We start from the raw sequence: 20,254 nt of genomic DNA, 5'->3' as shown, positions 1-20,254 counted from the left end.
GTGTAAATTATTATTTATTGCTATTATTATTTAGGCAAAAACATAGCCTCCTATGCTATCAGGGGGCACAAAGAGCAATAAGATCGTATCCTGTCTACAATAACCAAAACTATTGGTTCAACGTATTTCCATAAATTCGAATATTTGCCCATCTATACTGAATATTTCATCAATGGGAATCGCTGTGCCATCGGTCATAACGACAACCCGTTCATATTCGTCTATCTTTTTAGCCGTACTGATAGTAGTAACATAGGCGCCGCCATTCTTCTTCGCATCCGGCTGAAAGTAGGTAATTGCGATTTCAGGATACTCTTTAATCCGATCTGCTATGATTTGCAGCCTATCACTCAAAGCGTCCTTCATATATTCGTCCAATTTTACTCTCTCGTCAGTCAGTCTTGCGGTTTCTTTGATGGCGGCCTCATAGCCGGTCAGTGCGGCGAAAGGGGAAAACTGAGCTGCCCGGTCAATAGCAGTCATATGAGGGCGCGTCGTAGTGACATGGTGAGGTAGATTAATGATGTCGTCATATGTCCTCGTCATGCCTTGTGCCCTCCAATCTGCCTGTTCCGGTCTACAGTGGTAGCGCCTTCCTCCAGATTCATACCCTTTAGAATGGCGTTCTTGCCGTATTTCTTTTTTATTTCAAGCATTGCTTGCTGCATCTTTTTTTCTCGTGCAAGCTCAGCTTCTTCATCTTCTTTTTTCGTCTGCGCAGCCGCGTAATCCGTAAAGAGATCAAGTTGTTCAAAGTTGCCCGTCTTTTGAACAGTTGCCTCATCAACGACATGATTCGCAGTGATGTTGACTCTTCTGATCAGAAGATTTTTGTCAACGATGCGTTCAAACAGATCTGTGACGGCATCCAGGATTAGCTTTGTAGAGGAGGTCTGTCTGCCAAGATTTACTGAACCATGCGCGGATTTCGGAACGGCGCGTCCGTAGTGGTCAGTGGTGATTGCCCCGTGATATGATTTTTTTATCTCTGTATTTGTTAGATTATCGATATCATATCCGACCGTCAAAACAAGCTGGTCGCTCACAAGCCTTTTATCTACCAGATCAAGTACCAGCAGATCTGTCATTTCCCGTACGATCAGCTTCGCTTTGTCAAAAGTATAGGCATAGTGCAGTACCTGACCCGATCCAATACTGTTTGTGCTTGGCTTATACGCTTTAATATCGGCAATTGTGCATGGCTCCCACCCCCACGCATGGTCGATCAGCAGCTCAGCGTTGATGCCGAACAGCTTATACAGTAAATCCTCGTTGTAGTAATCGGTAGGTTTACCGAGAGAGCATCTTGCAATATCTCCCATTGTAAAGAGACCTTTTTCCTCCAGCTTGTTGGCATATCCTTTTCCAATGCGCCAAAAGTCTGTTAGAGGCCGATGCGACCACAGGGAGCGACGGTAGCTCATTTCGTCCAGCACGGCGATCCGCATACCGTTGTTATCAGCAGGTATGTGCTTTGCCTGAATATCCATAGCGATCTTGCTAAGATACAGGTTTGTGCCAATTCCCGCCGTTGCTGTGATGCCAGTTGTTTTGAGTACATCCAGAATCATTTTCGCGGCAAGCTCACGGGCTGAAAGATTGTAGGTGTTCAGATAATCGGTGGCGTCAAGGAATACCTCGTCAATGGAGTAAACATGAATATCTTCGGGCGCGATGTACTTCAAATAGATATTGTAAATCTGCGTGCTGTACTCTATATAATACGCCATCCTTGGTGGAGCAACAATGTACTCCAACGAGAGACCCGGTGAGGATTTCAATTCAGTATCGTTGCAGGAAACGCCGGAAAAGGCTCGTCCTGGTGCTTTGCGCAGCCTTGCTGCATTTGCTTCCTTGACCTTCTGTACGACTTCAAACAGCCTCGCCCTACCGGGAATGCCGTATGCTTTGAGGGAGGGAGAGACAGCGAGACAGATGGTTTTTTTTGTGCGGCTTGCGTCAGCGACAACAAGGTTGGTGATCAGCGGATCAAGCCCTCGTTCCACACATTCGACCGAAGCGTAGAAGGATTTCAAATCAATTGCGATATAGGTTCTGTTCTTCATGCTTATTCTCCGGTTGTCTACTTAATTACAAATTATCTACTCGACAAATTTCTGTTTATATGTGCGTTATATTATTAGTTACTCAACTTTCGCTATGCGAAAGTTGAGTTAATTATTATCTAGTTTCGAAAAACACATTTAATGAACAGTTTATAGTACCAATGTACAGTTTAATTTGTTTTTTGACAGCAGCAATTTTTCTGCACCTGTCACGTTTTAACCTTCACAAATTGAGAAGGCAGCTGATTATGCTTGATGTTGAGGATTGGCTTTTTCATTCTGATCTCATATTGTCCTATAATGTTGGAGTTATAAATTTTGAAGTAATAGGACAAAAGTACGTTCCAATATAAATGTTATAGCGACGTCCAAAATTAAGGAGCAGCATGACATGTTTTATATAATAGGAAAAAGTGTATTTAGAAAAGAAGCCTTGGATAAAGTTACAGGCGAAGCTAAATATACAGGTGATTATAATATTACCGGACTATTGCATGCTGGCATTGTTGCAAGTCCTTATGCACATGCAGAAATTAAACAAATTGAAACCTCTGAAGCATGGAAAGTACCTGGCGTACGTGCCATCGTGACCGGAAAACAGTACCCTATCCTCACAGGTTCTGTTATTTTAGACAGACCACCTATTGCTTTAGATAAAGTACGATATCACGGAGAGCCGGTAGCAGTAATCGTCGCTGATAGTGAACAATCCACAAGAAAAGCAGCCGCTTTAATAAAGGTAGATTATATTCCTCTGGATGTTGTAAATTCCTCTAATGATGCTATTAAAAGTAATGCTCCACTCATTCATGAAAATCTAAAAGATTATAAGCTCTTAGAAGAGGCTTATCCGGTACCCGGCACAAACATTGCCAATCGCACCAAAATCCGCAAAGGGGATCTTAAAAAAGGCTGGGCTAAAAGTCAAATTACTATTGAATCTACTATTTCATTCCCACAATCTGACCATGTGGCAATGGAAACCAGGTGCTCTATCGCTCAAATCAAGCCTGATGGAGAAATCATTATTCATACATCTACCCAAGACCCTTTTTCAGTAAAAAGATTAATCGGTTTATATTTTAATATTGAGCCGCGAAAAGTTACAGTGAAAACGCCTCTCGTGGGCGGGGCTTTTGGTGGCAAAACGACTATCCAATTAGAGATTTTAGCCTACATTGCTTCAAAATCCGTAGGTGGTAAAGCTGTTAAAATGTTAAACTCCCGGGAAGAAGACATGATCACATCCCCGGTTCATATAGGACTTGATGCAAAAGTTAAACTTGGATGTACAAAAGAGGGGAAAATTACTGCAGCAGAAATCACCCATTTATTCGACAGTGGTGCTTATTCAGACAGAGGAGCAATTATTAGCAGGGCTGCAGCAGTCGATTGCACCGGTCCCTATAATATCGAAAACTTATGGTGCGATTCATTATGCCTATATACAAACCATCCCAATGCTGTGGCTTTCAGGGGTTTTGGTCACCTTGAGCTTACCTTTGCTATAGAAAGAGCAATGGACATTTTAGCTGATCAGTTAAATATGGATCCGTTAGAATTAAGACTGAAGAACGCCATTATCCCCGGAAATACCACACCTACCCAAACTTTGCTTAACTCCAGTAATATTGGTAATTTGCCGGCCTGCTTAAAAAGATTGAGAGAACTCATCTTATGGGATGAAGGAAGAAGGATCCCAATCGGAAACAACAAAGTTAGAGCAAAGGGTGTCAGTTGTATTTGGAAAAACTCAAACACACCCATTAAGGCAAGTGCAGGGGCTATTCTTACCTTTAATCACGATGGAAGCATCAATATCCATACCGGAGCAGTTGAAATTGGCCAGGGAACAAAAACAGTACTTGCTCAAATACTAGCCGAAAGAATGAAAATGGATATCTCTAAAATTCATGTTAACATGGAGGTTGATACGAAAATTGATCCGGATCATTGGAAAACAGCTGCAAGCAGGACTATTTATCTCGTTGGAGGCGCAGTTTTGGAAGCTGCTGAAGATGCAATGAATCAGCTCAAAACTACTGCCTCTAGAGTTTTAAACACCTCCACTCAAGATCTGGATGTATCGGAAGGCAGGGTATTTTGGAGGCAAAATCCAAGGGTGGGCCTTGGTTTTGAAAGTATTGCCTTTGGCTATAAGTATCCTAACGGCACAACTGTAGGAAGCCAGGTAATCGGACAGGGACGTTTTGCTATGAAAGGTCTAACCGGTCTGGATCCTGAAACCGGCAGAGGAAATCCAGGTCCTGAATGGACAGTAGGCGCTCAAGGGGTTGAAGTAGAACTGGACTTGAAAGAATATACCTATAAAATTTTGAAAGCAGTATCGGTCATAGATGCTGGAAAAGTGCTGAATCCGGAAGCTGCAAAAGGGCAGATTACAGGTGGTATGAGCCTAGGCCTCAGCTTTTCAAGCAGAGAATATTTTATTTTTAATGATAAAGGAATCATTCAAAACCCACAATTACGTACATACAAGATATTACACTTTGGAGAAAACCCTGAATACATAGTAGATTTTGTAGAAACACCTCAGATGGATGCTCCCTACGGTGCCCGGGGAATTGGTGAACATGGTGTTATTGGAATGCCGGCGGCACTGGCAAACAGCCTATCTGCTGCCATACAGGTACCACTTAATTTTATGCCTCTCTTACCGGAATTTATTTGGAAAGCAAAAAGGGGGGTTAAGAAGTGATTCCATTTGACTTTGAATATTATAAACCATCTTCAATGATGGAAGCAGTAGATACATTTAGATTATTGAATACCCAAGGAAAAGCGCCTTTATATTTTAGCGGCGGAACAGAAATTATAACCATGGCAAGAAGATCCCATATTTTCACCAAAGCTGTAATTGATATAAAAGGAATACCTGAATGTAATACCTTTAAGGTGCAAAATGAAAAACTTGTCATAGGTGCCTCAATAACGCTTACACAGCTTGAAGAATCCAAAATTTTTCCCCTTCTGGGGAGAGCAGCCAGAAAGGTTGCAGATCATACGGTCCGCAATAAATTAACTGTAGGCGGCAATATTTGCGGTAAAATAACGTTTAGAGAAGCTGTTCTGCCTTTTTTGATTTCAGACAGCACGGTGGTTTTGGCAGGACAAATAGGAATAAGAAATGTTTCTATCAATCAAGTATTTAATAAAACATTAAATCTGGAAAAAGGAGGGTTTTTAGTCCAGCTTGTAACAGATATAGGCTACAGTCAATTTCCTTTTATGAGTATAAAAAAGACGAAGCAGGAAAAGTCTGCTTATCCGCTTATTTCTATCGATTCATTAAAAAAGGACGGACAAATCCGGTTTGCTTTTAGCGGTGTCTGTCCTTTTCCCTTTAGATCAGCCAGTATAGAGCAAGTATTAAACGATAAGAATATTCCCTTGGAACTCAGAATAAATAAGGCACTGTCCATCCTTCCGACTCCTATCAATAACAATATTGAAGCATCCGCTGAATATAGAGAATTTGTCCTTGAAAATACATTATCAGATATTATTAAGGTGCTTGAAAGGAGTTAATATGCTGGTATCCCGCAACAAAAATAAATTCCCTCTGGAAATTGACGTTAATGGTGAAATAAAAAGCGTTGTGGCAAGACCTGCAGATACTCTGCTTTACGCACTGCGTGATTCCCTTGGTCTTACAGGTGCCAAACCAGGTTGTGAGAATGGAGATTGTGGAGCCTGTACAGTTCTTGTAGACGGATGGCCTGTTAAATCATGTCTGATGCTCGCCGTTGAAACAATAGGGCACAAGATAACGACAATAGAAGGTCTTAAAGATACTCCTATTCAAAAGTCTTTTATAGAAAACTGGGCTTTTCAATGCGGCTATTGTACATCTGGATTTATCATGAATTGTTACGCATTATCAAAAATCCACCCGGATGCAAATGACGAAGTCATTCAAGAGTGGTTACAATCTAATCTTTGTAGATGTACCGGCTACGAAGAAATAAAAAAAGCTGTAAAATCGGTGTTATCTAAAAACAATTCTAAAAATCCAGATTCGAATCATCATCATTCTTCTCTTGGAATAACTATTAAAGAAAATTGGAGGGATGCAAAAATGAATTATACCATCCAACCAGGTGATTCGTTTTATTTAATTGCGCAAAAATATAATTTACCGCTAAATGAACTGATAAGAGCAAATCCTCAGATTTATAACCCCGAGCACATTTCTCCCGGGCAAATAATTAACATACCCCTAAGCAGTTGTTCGCAATTACCTAATCGATATCGTCTGCCGGATCCTTACCCTGAAAGACGTGTTGCCGGTAAAAATCCCTACTATGCTCAACTTATATTAGACGATTATGCCGGAAAAGTGAGCGAGACAACAGCCATCATGCAGTATATTCATCACCACATGGAGATGTATTCAGTCCCTTCCTGGCAGGAAGTATCCGACCTTGAAGAAGGGATCAGCATTGTTGAGATGCTTCATCTGGAAATGTTAGGGGAAATAATCATCCACTTAGGTGCATCACCCTGCTATAACGACGGCAGACAACAGCCCTGGACCCCTCAATATATCGCCTATCACAACTTCGACCCATGTGCACAGCTGCGTGCGGATATCCAATCCGAACACGATGCCATCCGCCAGTATCAGGCCCATATCCAAATTATTCAGGATCCCTTTATTCAAGCCCTTCTTGCCCGGATTATTAAGGATGAGGAGTTTCATATCAAGCTCTTTTCCGAAAAACTGGCGAAATTCTGTGGATCTTAAATCTCTCTTAACCCTTAACCTTTCCCATAATAGTATCAACAACCCATTTTACTAATATGGCTATAAGTACACCAATTATGGTATCTCTGACTCGATCTATAGTATATCCCCCATTATTTTGGACTGCCAAAATCAGGAGAGCACTTATTGCTGCATGATTTCCGACCTCATTGCTTAAAGCCAACAGCTTGGCCATTCCCATCCCTAATAAAACAACAAGTCCGATACTCCAAGCGTTGCTTCCTATAAAAGGAGCAATAAAACCAGTCGTGAATGCTCCTAAAAACGTACCAATTATTCTCCGGTACCCGTGCAGAATGGATTCATCTAGCGTTGCATGTAAACATATTATCACTGCAAGAGGAGCTAGAAAAGGATGACTTGACCCGGCAATCTTAGATAATTCCCAAGCTAAAGATACACCGATAACATTTTGGATAATGGTAATAATGGTAATATTTTTTTTATTCGAATTATTGATACTCGTTGACATATATTCTATTCTTCCTAACGTTTCGAATTAGATTTTATTGTTCTATATCTTTCTTAAGGTGAATTACAGGATTAGTTTATATTTTACAACTTAATTAACTTATATTCTCAAAATATTGTAATGAACTTTTCTGAATATACAAAATTTATCTGGCGCCCGCGGCCGCCATTAACGGATTGGTTGATATACCTCTGCCCTGTCATCGATTCCACTGTCGTTCTGCTCTGCGATTGCCAACGAAATAGCTCCTCACTGATGGAATAATCCTGATACATAGTCGAAGAGGAATTGCCACTTCCTGCATGAATTAGAACAAAAAATACCCACCGCAACGCCCAAAACGCTCCGGTGAGTACTAATGTTATCATAAGTATAGAAGCTATGAAATTAATCAATTAACCTAAGTCCACATGAAGGGCACTCTATGTCCTCCTATGCGGCCAGAAGTAAGCTCGACCCAGACTTGGGATTACAACTGATCGTTTAGCATTTTGACAAGCTCCTTTTTTCCATGGAGACCAGCGATTATGTCAACCACCTTGCCCCCTTTGAAAATAGCGAGTGTCGGAATACTAACGACTGAATAGTTGCTGACAATAGGATCATTATCATCCACATCGACCTTACCTACCACAATTTGGCCGAGGTACTCATCCGCAAGTTCATCGATGATAGGAGCTTCCAAACGGCATGGTTTACACCACGAAGCCCAAAAGTCCACTAAAACCGCTTTCTCAGATTTCAGAACCTCCGATTCAAAGTTTGCTGTAGTAAAAGTTTTAACGTTTGCACCTGCCATTTTGAAATTTCCTCCTTAAAAATATATTTAAATTCAAACAAAATGGATCTAGCTACATCCGGTCCAGAGCCAGCATTAAACCGTGAATAATAGCTTGTGGCCGTGGAGGACAGCCAGGCACGTAGATATCAACGGGAACGAAGGAATCAACGGCTCCTCTAATGGCATAGCTCTCACCGAAAATCTGGTCGCCGCTGCAGGCACATGCCCCCAGGGCCATGACCAGTTTAGGTGTGGGTGTTGCCTCATAGGTCATCATAAGAGCCTGGGTAGAATTACGGGTGACAGGCCCGGTTACCATCAACAAATCAGCATGGCGTGGAGAGGCTACGAAGTCAATACCATATTGTTGGATATCGTAAACGGGGTTGCAGACGTGGTTCATTTCAAAATCACAACCATTGCAAGAACCGATGTCTAAATGCCTGATATGAAGAGATCGACCAAGGACCCGGCGGATTTTATTTTTCAGTTCTGAACCGGTATTGTCAGCCAGTGAACCACCTAAGGTTGCCAATTTGTAATTAGAGGTTTGTTTTAAACAGCCATCCTGGCAAGAATCTACGCAGAGTCCACAAAAGACACAAGCCTTTTGGTTAATCACGGGAGAACCCTCGATCAATTTTATAGCATTGGTCGGACAAACATTAACGCATAAAGTGCAACCCTTGCAGGGTACATTTTGAACAACCACTTCACCCCTCGAACGTTCCGGGGGTACTGACTTTTCCCAGGGTTCTGTTACATTACCGGTGGCGATAACTTTTTTCCAAACCTTTAACATTGCCGTACCCTCCTATCTGTCAACACAGGCGTATGATAACTCATAGCTCTTATTTATGAGCGGGAAGTCGGGGATGATGTTACCGGGCGCTGCTACGGTTAGGGCCGGCCAGTTAGGATAAGCGGCCGCCCGGGCATATAGGCGGTAAACCGTATTGTTTTCCCCAACCATCAGCCAGTGAATGTTATTGCCCTGGGGTGATTCGCACCAGCCAAACCCGCTGCTGTAAGGTTTAATAGCGGGGATAGCTGTCTTGAGGGGACCTTGAGGCATTTTGGCTAATATCTGGCGGATCAGGTTCACAGTCTGTGCCACTTCATCGACACGGACCCACAGGCGGGCTGCTACATCACCGCTTGTGTAGACCGGAACGTCGAATTTTAGTGAGGAATAACATCCATAGGGGAAATCCCGCCGGATATCTACATCAACACCGGAGGCCCTGGCGCCAACCCCAACGACTCCCAAATCCAGGGCTGCCTGCCGGGGCACAATGCCGGTAGTTTCAACACGGTTCAGGAAGGCATCGTTTCCTATAAAGAGTTCGATCATCTCCTTGAAGTCAGGCATCAGTTTGTCCAGCATTTCCGTAATCTCAGCACTCAACTGATCATTAATGTCAAGGCGCACACCACCAGGGACAACCATGCCCCGCAGGAAACGGTGGCCGGTAAGTGCTTCGTTAACCCTCATGATATCTTCTTTCAGACGGGCACCTGCCATAATTCCTACAGCAAATCCCATACCGGCACAGAGGTTGCCAATATCGCCGACATGGTTATAAAGGCGCTCCATTTCACCCACAAGCGCTCTTAAATACTGCGCTCTGGGCGGAACGGTTACGACCGCAATGTTTTCGATAGCGTGGCAATAGGACAAAGAGTGGGCAACTGTGCAGATACCCGAGATCCGTTCTACCTGGTAAAAAGCTCTTTCAATCGGCGCCCCTTCAATGGCTTTTTCAATGCCGCGGTGCAGGAAAAACAACTTGGCATCCAAGCGGATAATGTCCTCCCCTGCCTGGCTAAAGCGGAAGTGACCGGGTTCAATAATTCCGGCGTGGATTGGACCTACAGGGACCGTAAACACTCCTTCCCCTTCCACCCCAGCCATAGGGAATTCTTTCTTAGCAGTGGGTACAGGTGTTTTGCTGTTAAAGTCTTTGCGCAGCGGGAAGATCCCCTGGGGCCAGTTCTCATGCAGGGCCAGCGGTCTTAAATCAGGGTGACCCACAGGCTTTAGACCAAACATGTCGTAAATCTCACGCTCATACCAGGCCGCGCCTGAGATCTTAGGTGTAATCGAAGGGAACTCCAATTTCGCTTTTTCTTTCAAGACAGCTTTAATGACCTGCATACTTTTACCTACAGAAAACAGGCAGTAGATGGCATAATAACCGTTTAATTGCCGTTCGTCATTGGCGAACATGGACATAAGACCATTTTGTCCGTCACCATATAGCTCGTAGGCAGTCTCCCTTAACTCGGCAGCCGGAATCGTTTTGTAATTTTTCATGCTTCCTAACCTCCTATCACAATTTCTGCTGCCTTGGTTAAGATTTCATTTATAAAGGTTGGCAGGTAAACTCCACCGACTATCATTAGGCAGATGGAAAGACCAATGGCGGTTAGAGCGACAGGCGAAACATTGGCAGGCTTCATTTTTTCAGGAACGTTGCTAAAGGTCATCTTTAAGCAGTAGTTCATTAAACCGGCAAAGACGCCGACCAGCAGCAGGAGAATTAAACCACCCAGGAGCCACATTTTGCTCTCGAACATGGCCAAGATCAGCGTGAACTTACTAATAAAAATGTTCAGCGGAGGTGTACCTGTGATGGCTAAAACGCCAATGACAAACATAGTGGCTACGGCAGGCATAACCCGGGCAATACCTTGAATCTCTTTAATGTGTCTGGTTTTATACTCCTGGCTAATGATACCGACCAGATAAAACAGAGATGACTTGGCTATGGCATGGTTAATGATGTGTAGTAGTGCCGCATACACAGCCAGGGGGGTACCAACACCGAAACCGATGGCGATAATGCCCATGTGCTCTACGGAAGAATAGGCCAGCAATCGTTTAACATCATGCTGTATCAGGACAAAGGGTATGGCAAGCAAGATTGACAGGATACCTAGTCCGAGAAGCACTGTATGAATAAATTCTGTACCAATGGTTCCTTGGATAATAATGACGTTGCGAATCAGAGCGTAGAAAGCACAACTCAAAAGCGCGCCGGATAAAAGTCCACTGACGGGAGACGGGGCCTGACTGTGGGCGTCCGGCAGCCAGGTATGCATGGGGGCCAGGCCGGCCTTTGTGCCGTAACCAATCAAAATGAAGACAAACGCTAATTTAATAATGGAAGGATTAAGGGTGTTACTGATTTCCTTCAGGTAGAGCCAATTCAAGGCGTGGGCCTCGCCAACCGCATTTACCTGAGCGTAATAGAGAATCATAGTACCCAGCAAGGCTAAACAAATACCAACGGTACAAATCATGACGTATTTCCAGGCAGCTTCCAGGGCAGAACGGTTGAAGTAGAAGGCCACCAGCAGCGCAGAAGCCAGAGTTGTACCTTCCACAGCCACCCACATCAGGCCGAGGTTTCCCACAACCAGAACACTTACCATCGCAAAGGTAAACAGGTTAAGCAGGGCATAGTAGCGGGGAATCATCGCTTCCGTAACATGTCCTTCTTTTACTTCCTTCTCCATATAAGGCAGGGAAAATAATGTGGCGGTAAAGGTAAGCAGAGCTACAACTAAAAGCAGTACAGCACTCAGGTAGTCCACATACAGAAACTCGCTGCTAAACACTTTAATTTCTGTAATCTTATTGATAATCGCCAGTATAATGCCACTGGTTAAGGCACTCCCTACCAGATTGGTATAGCGGATGGAAGTTAGATTCTTTTGCGGCAGTGTAATTAACCCTATTATGATAGGCAGCACTAAGGCCACTAATATCAATTCGAACATCGATATCACCCCTTTAGCTCGTTTAATATGCTGGTGTCTGTGGTCTCAAAGGAGTACTTCAGTCTATGAGTAAGAATGACCAACACAACCACAGCAACCAGGATATCAAAGAAGATACCCATCTCGATGATCAGCGGTAACCCTTTGGTGATGGATAAGCCTAAAAGGTATAATCCGTTCTCCATTGTTATTAGACCGACAACCTGCATAATGGCCTGGGACCGGGCAATGATCATCAAGAGACCGATAACAGTTAAGGCGATGGCTGCTCCCAATGTTTCTCCGGGCACCTGGGGCAATGCTTTACTTACAAACCCGTAAGAAGCGATAATCGCCAGAATTGCCAGGAGGAAGGAGAAATTGAAGTTAGCAATTTCCCTTTCATTTTTTAATTGTAAGGTAACCTTCCAAAGAGAATAAACGATCAAACCGACTTTAATGACCGCCGTCAGAACAGCAGCAATATACATATGAAATTCACCAGTATTAAGGCCAATTATCAAACAGGCCAGGGCCACAATCACCGATTGGAACCCTAAGATACCGACAGCAGTCCGCAGAGAGGATACCCTGGTTAAGATAACCGCACCGGCTAAAAGCAGGACTGTCAATAGTGTCATTTTTATTTCCTCCTTGCTACATGGCGATGATCGCCAGTAGTGATAAGCAGCCGGTTGCGATCAACAAACCTGGCAATCTAAACAGACGCATCTTGTTGGTGCTGGTTTCGATACCGGCCAGAACCACAGCAATTACCAACACTTTAATGATCATCCAAACAACGGGTGTCAGAATACCAACAGGGTTCCAAGGCAGAAAGAGGTTGACCATCAGTAGGATTGTGACAAGCTGCTTAATAGCGGAACCCCAAAAGATTAAACCAACAGAGCGTCCGGAATACTCTAAGACCATAGCTTCGTGGACCATTGTTAACTCCAGGTGTGTATCCGGGTTGTCTACCGGGATACGTCCAGTTTCAGCCACAGTAAGAATCAGAAAAGCGATGGCTGCCAGGATGGAAGACAGGGAAATTCCGGAAGAGGCTGCGGCAACCGCCATTTGAGACATTCCTGTGCCATTGGCCCGCAGGGCCACAGTGAACAAGGTCATCATCATTACTGGCTCAACCAGGACATTGATAAACATTTCCCGGGAACCACCCATCCCGCCAAAGGTACTGCCTGCATCCAGGGAGGCCAGGGCCAGAAAGAACCTGCCCAGCCCCAGCATGTAAACTAGGATAAAGATGCTGTCATAGTTCAAACCCCGGTCAAAGATGAGGGTCGGTGCCAGGGCTGCCGCTCCCAGAGCGGTGGCAAAGTAGATATAGGGTGCTCCGTGGAAAATCCAGGAAACTGTTGGAGAAATTACATTATCTTTTTTGAAGAATTTTCTTAGGTCGAAGTAAACCTGAAAGTAACCAGGTCCCCTTCTGCTTTGCATTTTGCCCTTGGTGTTTTTGATCACACCGGCTACCAAAGGAGCCAGCACTGCCAGCACGACAACCTGTAAAATCGTGAACAATACTGCCATGCTTACCACCTCACTCCCAGAATTAGAATAACGACCGTCACAAAAAGGACATAACCAATGTAATGTTGTAAATTACCGGATTGCAGGGGCTTGATACAGTTGGCTAATACGAAGATCCACTTTTTGGCCGGTTGATAAAGCCAACGGTTGATTAGATAGCTGACCTCCACTGCCACTTTCATCTTAACCCCGTGGTAGGGATTAAGGGATTGATCAGCAACAACATTTTGTTTCGAACGAAGAAAAGCCTTATAGGCCCTGCGAACCGGTTGAGCAAAACCAGTAGCAGTGTATTCCATCCGGGCATTGGGGATAATCCCGCAGGTCCAGGTTTCACCTTCAACATTTTGCGGTTTACCATTGAAGTTATAGGCCAGCACAGCGACGATTAGACCAACAACCAGCATACCCACGACCACCGGCATAGCGATGACGCCATTGGCCTGTTGGATGTTAAAAGCCACGGCATACCAATGATTGTTGAACAGACTGCTGACATCAAGTCCGGCAGATTGGGATAAAACACTCTGTAAAAGGTTGAGCATCCATTGGGGCCAAAGACCCAGGGCCAAGCACATTAGGGACAGAAGGCCCATGCCCGCGAGCATTGTGCCGGGAACCTCTTGAGCATGTTCTGCGTGTTGACTGCGGGGCTTGGCCAGGAACGTTACTCCAAAGGCCTTGACAAAACAGTTAGCTGCCAGGGCACCCGTTAAGCCCAGCAAAGCAATCAGAATCACAGCTCCTAAACGAGGAAGCATACCTGTTACAGCCTGGGGCAGATAGAAAAGTGACTGGTAGGTCAGCCATTCACTGACGAAACCGTTAAGGGGCGGCAACGCTGAAATTGCTGCGGCACCGGTCAGGAAGAATACTGAGGTGTAAGGCATTTTCTTAATCAGACCGCCCAAGTCCTCTATGTTTTTAGTATGGGTTGAATATAGTATAGAGCCGGCACCCAGGAAAAGCAGGGATTTAAAGACCGCGTGGTTAAAAACGTGGTAAAGTCCTGCCGCAAAAGCAAGTCCCGCTAGGACAGGCTGATTTTTACTCATGAAAACCATACCCGCGCCAATACCAAGTAAGATGATACCGATGTTTTCTACCGAGCTATAAGCCAGCAGGCGCTTTAGGTCGTTCTGCATCAGGGCATATAAAACACCGAGGACTGAGGAGATTATGGCCAGGAAAAGAACCACTTCACCCCACCAGGCAGGTCCGACACCCAAGAACTCCAGGTAAAACCGGCACATGCCGTAAATTGCCGTTTTGATCATAATACCGGACATCAGGGCCGATACATGGCTGGGTGCCGCCGGATGTGCTTCAGGTAGCCATATGTGCAGCGGGATCACACCTGCCTTGGTACCGAAACCAATTAAGGCACATAAAAAAACAATATTGCGCATGGTATTCGTTAAGGAAGCACCTTTGAACATTTGGAAGTCCAAACTGTGAACTGTCATACTTAGGATTAAAAATGCCGTTGTAATAAAGACAGTTCCCAGGGTAGTCATCAAAATGTACTTATAGGCGGCCCGGGTGTTTTCTGTCTTTTCATATTCATGGTTTACCAGGAAGAAAGAAACTACGGCCATTAGCTCCCAGGCGATGAGGAAGTAGGCCACCTGGCTAACGGTCAGGACCAGAGCCATTGATAAGATAAAGCAGTTATAAAGTGCGGCCATCAGTCCTAATCGCTGCTTGTAATACTCCTGGCTGTAACCGAGAGCATAAATACTGGCCGCTGTCCCTACAACTCCCAAGGCCAGCAGGAAAAAAGCAGATAGATTATCAATTCTGATGATTAAGGAGCCAACCGGCAGGCCCATAGAATAGGTGAACGTCACGCCGCCGGAAATAAATACTTCAACTGAACAGGCCACAATGGCTAAACAACCTAACAATGATAGACCGTGAGACAAAATGTTCGTTACTTTTGGGCTACTGTTCGTTAGGCAGGGCAGTAAAATACCTGCGGTAAAAAGCAGCAGCATAACTAGATAGATATTTTCTATCACGAAATTCACCACCTACTAATTTATTTTTTAAGAATCAAAGTACTTTTGTTACTCATTAGGTCGTCAGAATTCGGACTACAGAATTCTGAATGCCGGTCGTATAGGTACTTTGGGACCAACTTGGTAATTATTTCACTAGCGTGCCAACTCCTTCCCCTGAAAAATATTAGTTGCTTCATGGTTGAGTGGTTTGACATGTTACAACATTATTTTGCAATAACTATGCCACAATATTAACTTTTTATAGTTCTGCCAAATACAGGGTTAAACCCGCATATTTACTGGATTCGATGGGAGTTTGCGGCCAGATCAAAAACTTATCATCTTCCGTGCAATCTATAAATGACGTATACGTTATTGTAACGGGTATGAAAATATTGCATGGTTTTGCGTAAAGAAATCCCCCAATCCATCATTCATAAGTAAACTCTTACAATGATGGATTGGGGGAAGATATTTAGATATTTAGGTATTTACTTCTTTCTGACAACGGTTTTCTGCATTCTTTCAAGGCGGTAGTAAAGAGCACGCACAGAAATTCCTAGATGATGGGCTGCTTTTGTTTTGTTGCCATTGTATAGTCTCAGGGCTTCCTCAACTAGATCATCTATGTGCTCATCAAGGTTAATAGGGTCAGGCGTTAAAGATTTAGTTTCCTTCCTCTCCCCTGTACCCTTTGGAGTAAGATTACTCAGATGTTCTAATTTTAACTCTTCATCATCAAACATAAATGAAACCCATTCCATGGCGTTGCGAAGTTCCCGCACATTACCCGGCCATTGATAGGACATTAGAAACTTTGCAGCTGGTTCGCTTATCCTGCTAAAATGTTTTCCCCTGCGTTTTGAAAAGTCTGTTAAGAACATTAGGGTGAGCGGCAGAATGTCGTCTTCTCTTTCACGCAGGGGAGGAATTAAGATCCGCCCTACTTTGAGCCTATAGTATAAATCTTTACGGAACATACCATCCTCAATTTGCTTTTCTAAATCCAGGTTTGCAGTGCAAATAATCCGCACATCCGTTTTAATCTTTTTCAAGCCACCAACACGATAGAAACTTTTTTCTTCTAATACTCGGAGAAGTTTAGCTTGCAGTTCCAAAGGTAGTTCGACTATTTCATCCAGAAATAGGGTGCCGCCGGCTGCAATGTCAAATTTGCCTTTTTGCCCTTTGGTCACCCCTCCGGTAAAAGAACCGCCCTCGTAGCCGAATAATTCACTTTCAAACAATGTTGGGGAAATAGCAGCACAGTTTATATCCACAAAGGGCCCCGGGGTTTCTAGATTCCCATAATGGATGATTCTGGCAATGACCTCTTTCCCCACTCCCGTTTCACCTTGAATCAATACAGGAACCGTTCGATCAGTATGGTATTGCTGGGCATGCTTGACCAGGCTTTTCATATCATCAGAAAAAACCCCAATATTTTCAATCCCGGCCTGTTTAGCAACCAGTTGCTTTAGTTGGGTTAATTGATGTTCAGCGTCCCTGGTGGCCTCTTTCAACTTCTCATCAAAGTGCTCTGTAAGCTCTTTATTTTCATAGAGGAGATTCTGATGTTCCTCAACACGTTCTAGGATAGACGTTAATTCCTCAAAGTTAATGGGTTTGGTCAAATAATCATAGGCTCCTGCTCTTAAAGCGGAAATAGCCAGCGATACGTCAACAAAACCTGTATAAAGTACTAGGTCTGCTTTTGGTTCCATGTCTAAGGACTTAATTGCCTCAATCAGTTCTATACCTGACATACCCGACATTTTTATGTCTGATAAAACCATCTGAAAGCGGTTCTCTTTGTAAACCTCCAAAGCTTCTTCGCCGGAATCACACTCGATTATAGTATGACTCTGGAGAGCTAAGTAGTTGGCTAAAAACGACCTGCTCTCCCGTTCATCATCTACAAGTAAAATCTTCACAGCTTCTCGCCTCCATGATGATTAACAACTAGGAAAGGTAATATGAATAATAGCTCCACCACTGGGGTTATTAGCAACTGAAATAGTTCCGTTACTTGACATAACAATGGAATGAACGATAGACATCCCAAGGCCCATTGAGTTACTTGCATCCTTAGTACTAAAAAACGGTTCAAATATTTTTTGGGCAATCTCCTGGTCAATCCCAGGCCCATTATCACTAACAGTTAGATGGATTTTATGATCTTCTACCCAGGTACTAAGAACGATTTCTTTTTGTTCCTGTTTACAGGGTTCTAAGGCCTGTACGGCATTCATTATTAAGTTTAACACAACTTCCTCAAAACGAACAAAGCAGCCACAGACAGGTAAAACTGCCTCTAGTCTTTTGGTTACTTTAATACGCCTTGATAAGATCTGGTTTTTTACCAGTGGCAAGGAATTTTCAACCACTTCATTTATATCACAGGGTACATACTCAAAACTCTGGCTATATTTAAGGAAGGAACGCAAGTGGTTTACTATGGAATCGATGCGGTCAACCTGTCGGGATATATTTGTTACACTTTTTATAATTTCGTGGGAAGGTACCTCTTTCCTGGAGTTATATAGATATAGCATTGTTTCAGCCAAAACCTTAATAGCGTTTAATGGTTGGTTAATCTCGTGAGCAATTCCCCCGCCTATAACGGCAAGGGTGGCAACCCTGGAAGCCCTTTCAGTAGCTTCTCTGGCTTCGGCAATCTTTAATTCCGCTTCTTTTTGTGCAGTTATATCTCGTCCCACAGACTGGTATTCCACAATTTCACCATGCTCATTTAAGATAGCCCGGTTCACCCACTGGGTCCAATGTACTTGACCTTGATTGTCAACAAATCTCGGTTCCGTAACGACAACAGGGTTTTCCGGGGTCAAAGAGTAAACTTTTTTCCTTATTTCCTCCCGGTCATCGGCACGAATAAACGTAGTAAAATTTTGCCCAATAATTTCTTCGACAGGTTGACCAATAAATTTGGCAAAGGAACCATTTACATAAGTAAAGGTCCCATCAGTATTAAACCGCCTTATCAGTTCAACCTGATCCTCCACAATCGCCCTGAACCTGGCTTCACTTCTTTTTAGCTGCTCCTCTACTTGCTTTTTTTTTGTAATATCCCTGCCAACGGATTGATACTCAACAATTTGACCGCTCTCGTTAAAGACAGCCCTATTTGTCCACTGCTGCCAAACTACTTCCCCATTGGGTCTGATAAAGCGGCGCTCAGCTATAGCCACAGGGTTATCTTTGTTAAGGGAAAATATTTGCCGTTTTACTGTTTCCCGATCCTCCGCCGGGAATAAATTCATGAAATTTTGTCCCAGCAATTCATCCATGTCCTTACCATAGTATTTGCAAAAGGCACTATTGAGAAAGGTCAGCGTACCGTCAGGTCGAAAACGTCTGATAAGTTCTATCTGATCTTCTACCACTGCCTGGTAGCGGGCCACACTTTCCTTTAAAGCCAGTTCAGTCTGCCTGTATTTGGTAACATCCCGGGCAATCCCTTGCAGTCTGCCGCCGGCAAGTATATTAATTGTTAATTCACACAAGAAAACAGAGTTATCTTTGCGTCGGCACCATAATTCTTCAACAATTGTCTTACCTTCCTGAATATTAGAGGAAAGTTCATACCCGTTATTTAGGCTTTCCGTAACGATTAACTCAACGAAATTTTTCTCTATAAGTTCCTCCTTAGCATAGCCAAACATTGAGCAGAGCCAAGAATTTATGTTTATCAAGCGGTATTCGCAATCGGTTACAAAGATGCCAACCCCAGCTTGATTGACTAGTACCCTGAACAATTCTTTGCTTTGACTATAGGATTCCATTTTTCGAGATATATCTATAGATGGAGCAGCGCTAGGGCTTATATTGATTTTTCTTCTGTATTGTCTTGACATTTACATAACTCCTTTGAGCAATGCTTTATAAAGCTCTAAATGGAACTTCGCTGTTTATACCCTCAAACCCTTCAACATTACCTCTCTCTTGGGTGGATTTTTAACCGCACAGACACTGTCTTCGCAACGTATTAACCTTCTCATAGGATAGCGAGAGGGGACCGCTAGCAAGACAGTAAGGGTATAAGGGCATCGGCAATCTTGTTCATTTCCGCTTCTTCTGTCCTAAAGTCACCTATGCCTATGTTACTTTCCTGACTACTTGGGCTTATATACCAAGGAAGCCATCTTATCCTCGACTACGGTAAGGCTTGGATTGTTTAATCGAGTGTAAATGTAGCCTTTGTCCTATCCCCTAAAACGGGCACTGGCTTGCTCAATAGAATCAAACTTAAAAAGGCTCACTGACATTTTGCAGTGAGCCTCACAAATAATATAAAAGCACTATCTGTGAATCATTTATTTATTAATTTGTGAATGACTCCAATGGATATCGACTTAAAAACGGCGTTGCGCCAATTGAAATAAGTCTCCATCAATTTCAATATTAAAGTTTCCCTTCTGAACTTCAATTAGGTGATAATGGAGGTTAAGGGAGTTCATATATCATGAGATACGTTGGGATTAACTCTGTTTTTTTGAAAGATTCACTTTATAACCATCTCGTACTGGTATATAAATACAAAAATATCATTCTCGTCACCATTGGTTAAAAGGAATTGTTGGTCCTGTAGAAATTCTTTTAGTCTTACGTTAAGAACACTAAAATAGTCAAATTCACGAATATTGCCAAATGTGATTTCAATGACGGGCAGCCGGATATCCTTGTCGTCTATTCTAACGACTCCACGGTTTAATTCCACAGTTAACATATTAAGATCAGAAATAAGTATCCTTGTAATAAAATCTTGGATCGACCTTGGAGATCTCATGCTATGTTCACCCCTTT

The 20,254-nt window shown here is 43.4% G+C and carries 16 protein-coding genes and 2 pseudogenes; 4 read left to right on the top strand and 14 right to left on the bottom strand.

Going from position 1 to position 20,254, the window contains the following annotated elements; translation table 11 throughout:
- Positions 1-117: 117 nt before the first annotated feature.
- Positions 118-546: a hypothetical protein gene (locus tag E4K68_RS02360; RefSeq protein WP_135377119.1), complete on the bottom strand. Its 429-nt coding sequence runs from the start codon at positions 544-546 to the stop codon at positions 118-120.
- Positions 543-2,066 (bottom strand): DNA methylase, encoded by a 1,524-nt coding sequence (locus E4K68_RS02355; RefSeq protein WP_135377118.1) that lies wholly within the window; start codon positions 2,064-2,066, stop codon positions 543-545. The genes E4K68_RS02360 and E4K68_RS02355 overlap by 4 nt, the downstream gene beginning before the upstream one ends.
- A gap of 391 nt (positions 2,067-2,457) precedes the next feature.
- On the opposite strand from E4K68_RS02355, the gene E4K68_RS02350 reads away from it, so the two are divergent.
- From E4K68_RS02350 to E4K68_RS02335, 4 genes and pseudogenes are all read left to right on the top strand, one after another.
- Positions 2,458-4,785, top strand: coding sequence for a xanthine dehydrogenase family protein molybdopterin-binding subunit (locus E4K68_RS02350; RefSeq protein ID WP_135377117.1), 2,328 nt, complete (start codon positions 2,458-2,460; stop codon positions 4,783-4,785).
- On the top strand, positions 4,782-5,615 hold the full coding sequence (locus E4K68_RS02345; RefSeq protein ID WP_135377116.1) for an FAD binding domain-containing protein: 834 nt from the start codon (positions 4,782-4,784) through the stop codon (positions 5,613-5,615). The genes E4K68_RS02350 and E4K68_RS02345 overlap by 4 nt, the downstream gene beginning before the upstream one ends.
- A gap of 1 nt (position 5,616) precedes the next feature.
- Positions 5,617-6,087, top strand: a pseudogene (locus E4K68_RS02340) ((2Fe-2S)-binding protein); the annotation flags it as partial.
- A gap of 78 nt (positions 6,088-6,165) precedes the next feature.
- Positions 6,166-6,834 (top strand): LysM peptidoglycan-binding domain-containing protein, encoded by a 669-nt coding sequence (locus E4K68_RS02335; RefSeq protein ID WP_135377240.1) that lies wholly within the window; start codon positions 6,166-6,168, stop codon positions 6,832-6,834.
- A gap of 7 nt (positions 6,835-6,841) precedes the next feature.
- On the opposite strand, the gene E4K68_RS02330 is transcribed toward E4K68_RS02335, so the two are convergent.
- From E4K68_RS02330 to E4K68_RS02275, 12 genes and pseudogenes are all read right to left on the bottom strand, one after another.
- Complete coding sequence (locus tag E4K68_RS02330; protein WP_135377115.1) at positions 6,842-7,327, bottom strand: FUSC family protein; 486 nt, start codon at positions 7,325-7,327, stop codon at positions 6,842-6,844.
- Positions 7,328-7,506: 179 nt separating this feature from the next.
- A pseudogene (locus tag E4K68_RS21340) lies at positions 7,507-7,650 on the bottom strand (DUF3427 domain-containing protein); the annotation flags it as partial.
- 146 nt (positions 7,651-7,796) lie between these two features.
- Positions 7,797-8,126: a thioredoxin gene (gene trxA / locus E4K68_RS02320; protein ID WP_135377113.1), complete on the bottom strand. Its 330-nt coding sequence runs from the start codon at positions 8,124-8,126 to the stop codon at positions 7,797-7,799.
- Between the two features lie 52 nt (positions 8,127-8,178).
- Positions 8,179-8,910, bottom strand: a complete 732-nt coding sequence (nuoB, locus tag E4K68_RS02315) for an NADH-quinone oxidoreductase subunit NuoB (RefSeq protein ID WP_135377112.1) — start codon at positions 8,908-8,910, stop codon at positions 8,179-8,181.
- A 12-nt stretch (positions 8,911-8,922) separates the two neighbouring features.
- Positions 8,923-10,425: an NADH-quinone oxidoreductase subunit C gene (locus E4K68_RS02310; RefSeq protein ID WP_135377111.1), complete on the bottom strand. Its 1,503-nt coding sequence runs from the start codon at positions 10,423-10,425 to the stop codon at positions 8,923-8,925.
- Between the two features lie 5 nt (positions 10,426-10,430).
- Positions 10,431-11,894, bottom strand: coding sequence for a hydrogenase 4 subunit F (locus E4K68_RS02305; protein ID WP_135377110.1), 1,464 nt, complete (start codon positions 11,892-11,894; stop codon positions 10,431-10,433).
- Between the two features lie 5 nt (positions 11,895-11,899).
- Positions 11,900-12,514 (bottom strand): hydrogenase, encoded by a 615-nt coding sequence (locus tag E4K68_RS02300; RefSeq protein ID WP_135377109.1) that lies wholly within the window; start codon positions 12,512-12,514, stop codon positions 11,900-11,902.
- Between the two features lie 16 nt (positions 12,515-12,530).
- A complete protein-coding gene (locus E4K68_RS02295) occupies positions 12,531-13,427 on the bottom strand; it encodes an NADH-quinone oxidoreductase subunit H (protein ID WP_135377108.1) in 897 nt (298 codons plus the stop codon).
- A 2-nt stretch (positions 13,428-13,429) separates the two neighbouring features.
- Positions 13,430-15,448, bottom strand: a complete 2,019-nt coding sequence (gene hyfB, locus E4K68_RS02290) for a hydrogenase 4 subunit B (protein WP_135377107.1) — start codon at positions 15,446-15,448, stop codon at positions 13,430-13,432.
- Between the two features lie 473 nt (positions 15,449-15,921).
- The gene (locus tag E4K68_RS02285; RefSeq protein WP_135377106.1) at positions 15,922-17,364 is read right to left on the bottom strand and encodes a sigma-54 dependent transcriptional regulator; all 1,443 of its coding nucleotides are present in this window, start codon (positions 17,362-17,364) and stop codon (positions 15,922-15,924) included.
- A gap of 21 nt (positions 17,365-17,385) precedes the next feature.
- On the bottom strand, positions 17,386-19,305 hold the full coding sequence (locus E4K68_RS02280) for a PAS domain-containing sensor histidine kinase (protein WP_135377105.1): 1,920 nt from the start codon (positions 19,303-19,305) through the stop codon (positions 17,386-17,388).
- A gap of 647 nt (positions 19,306-19,952) precedes the next feature.
- The gene (locus E4K68_RS02275) at positions 19,953-20,237 is read right to left on the bottom strand and encodes a hypothetical protein (RefSeq protein WP_135377104.1); all 285 of its coding nucleotides are present in this window, start codon (positions 20,235-20,237) and stop codon (positions 19,953-19,955) included.
- Between the last annotated feature and the right edge of the window lie 17 nt (positions 20,238-20,254).

The sequence above is a fragment of the Desulfosporosinus sp. Sb-LF genome, assembly GCF_004766055.1.
Taxonomy (GTDB): Bacteria; Bacillota; Desulfitobacteriia; order Desulfitobacteriales; family Desulfitobacteriaceae; genus Desulfosporosinus.
Note: the sequence above shows the minus strand (reverse complement) of the source record. Positions and strands in the feature narration are given on the sequence as shown.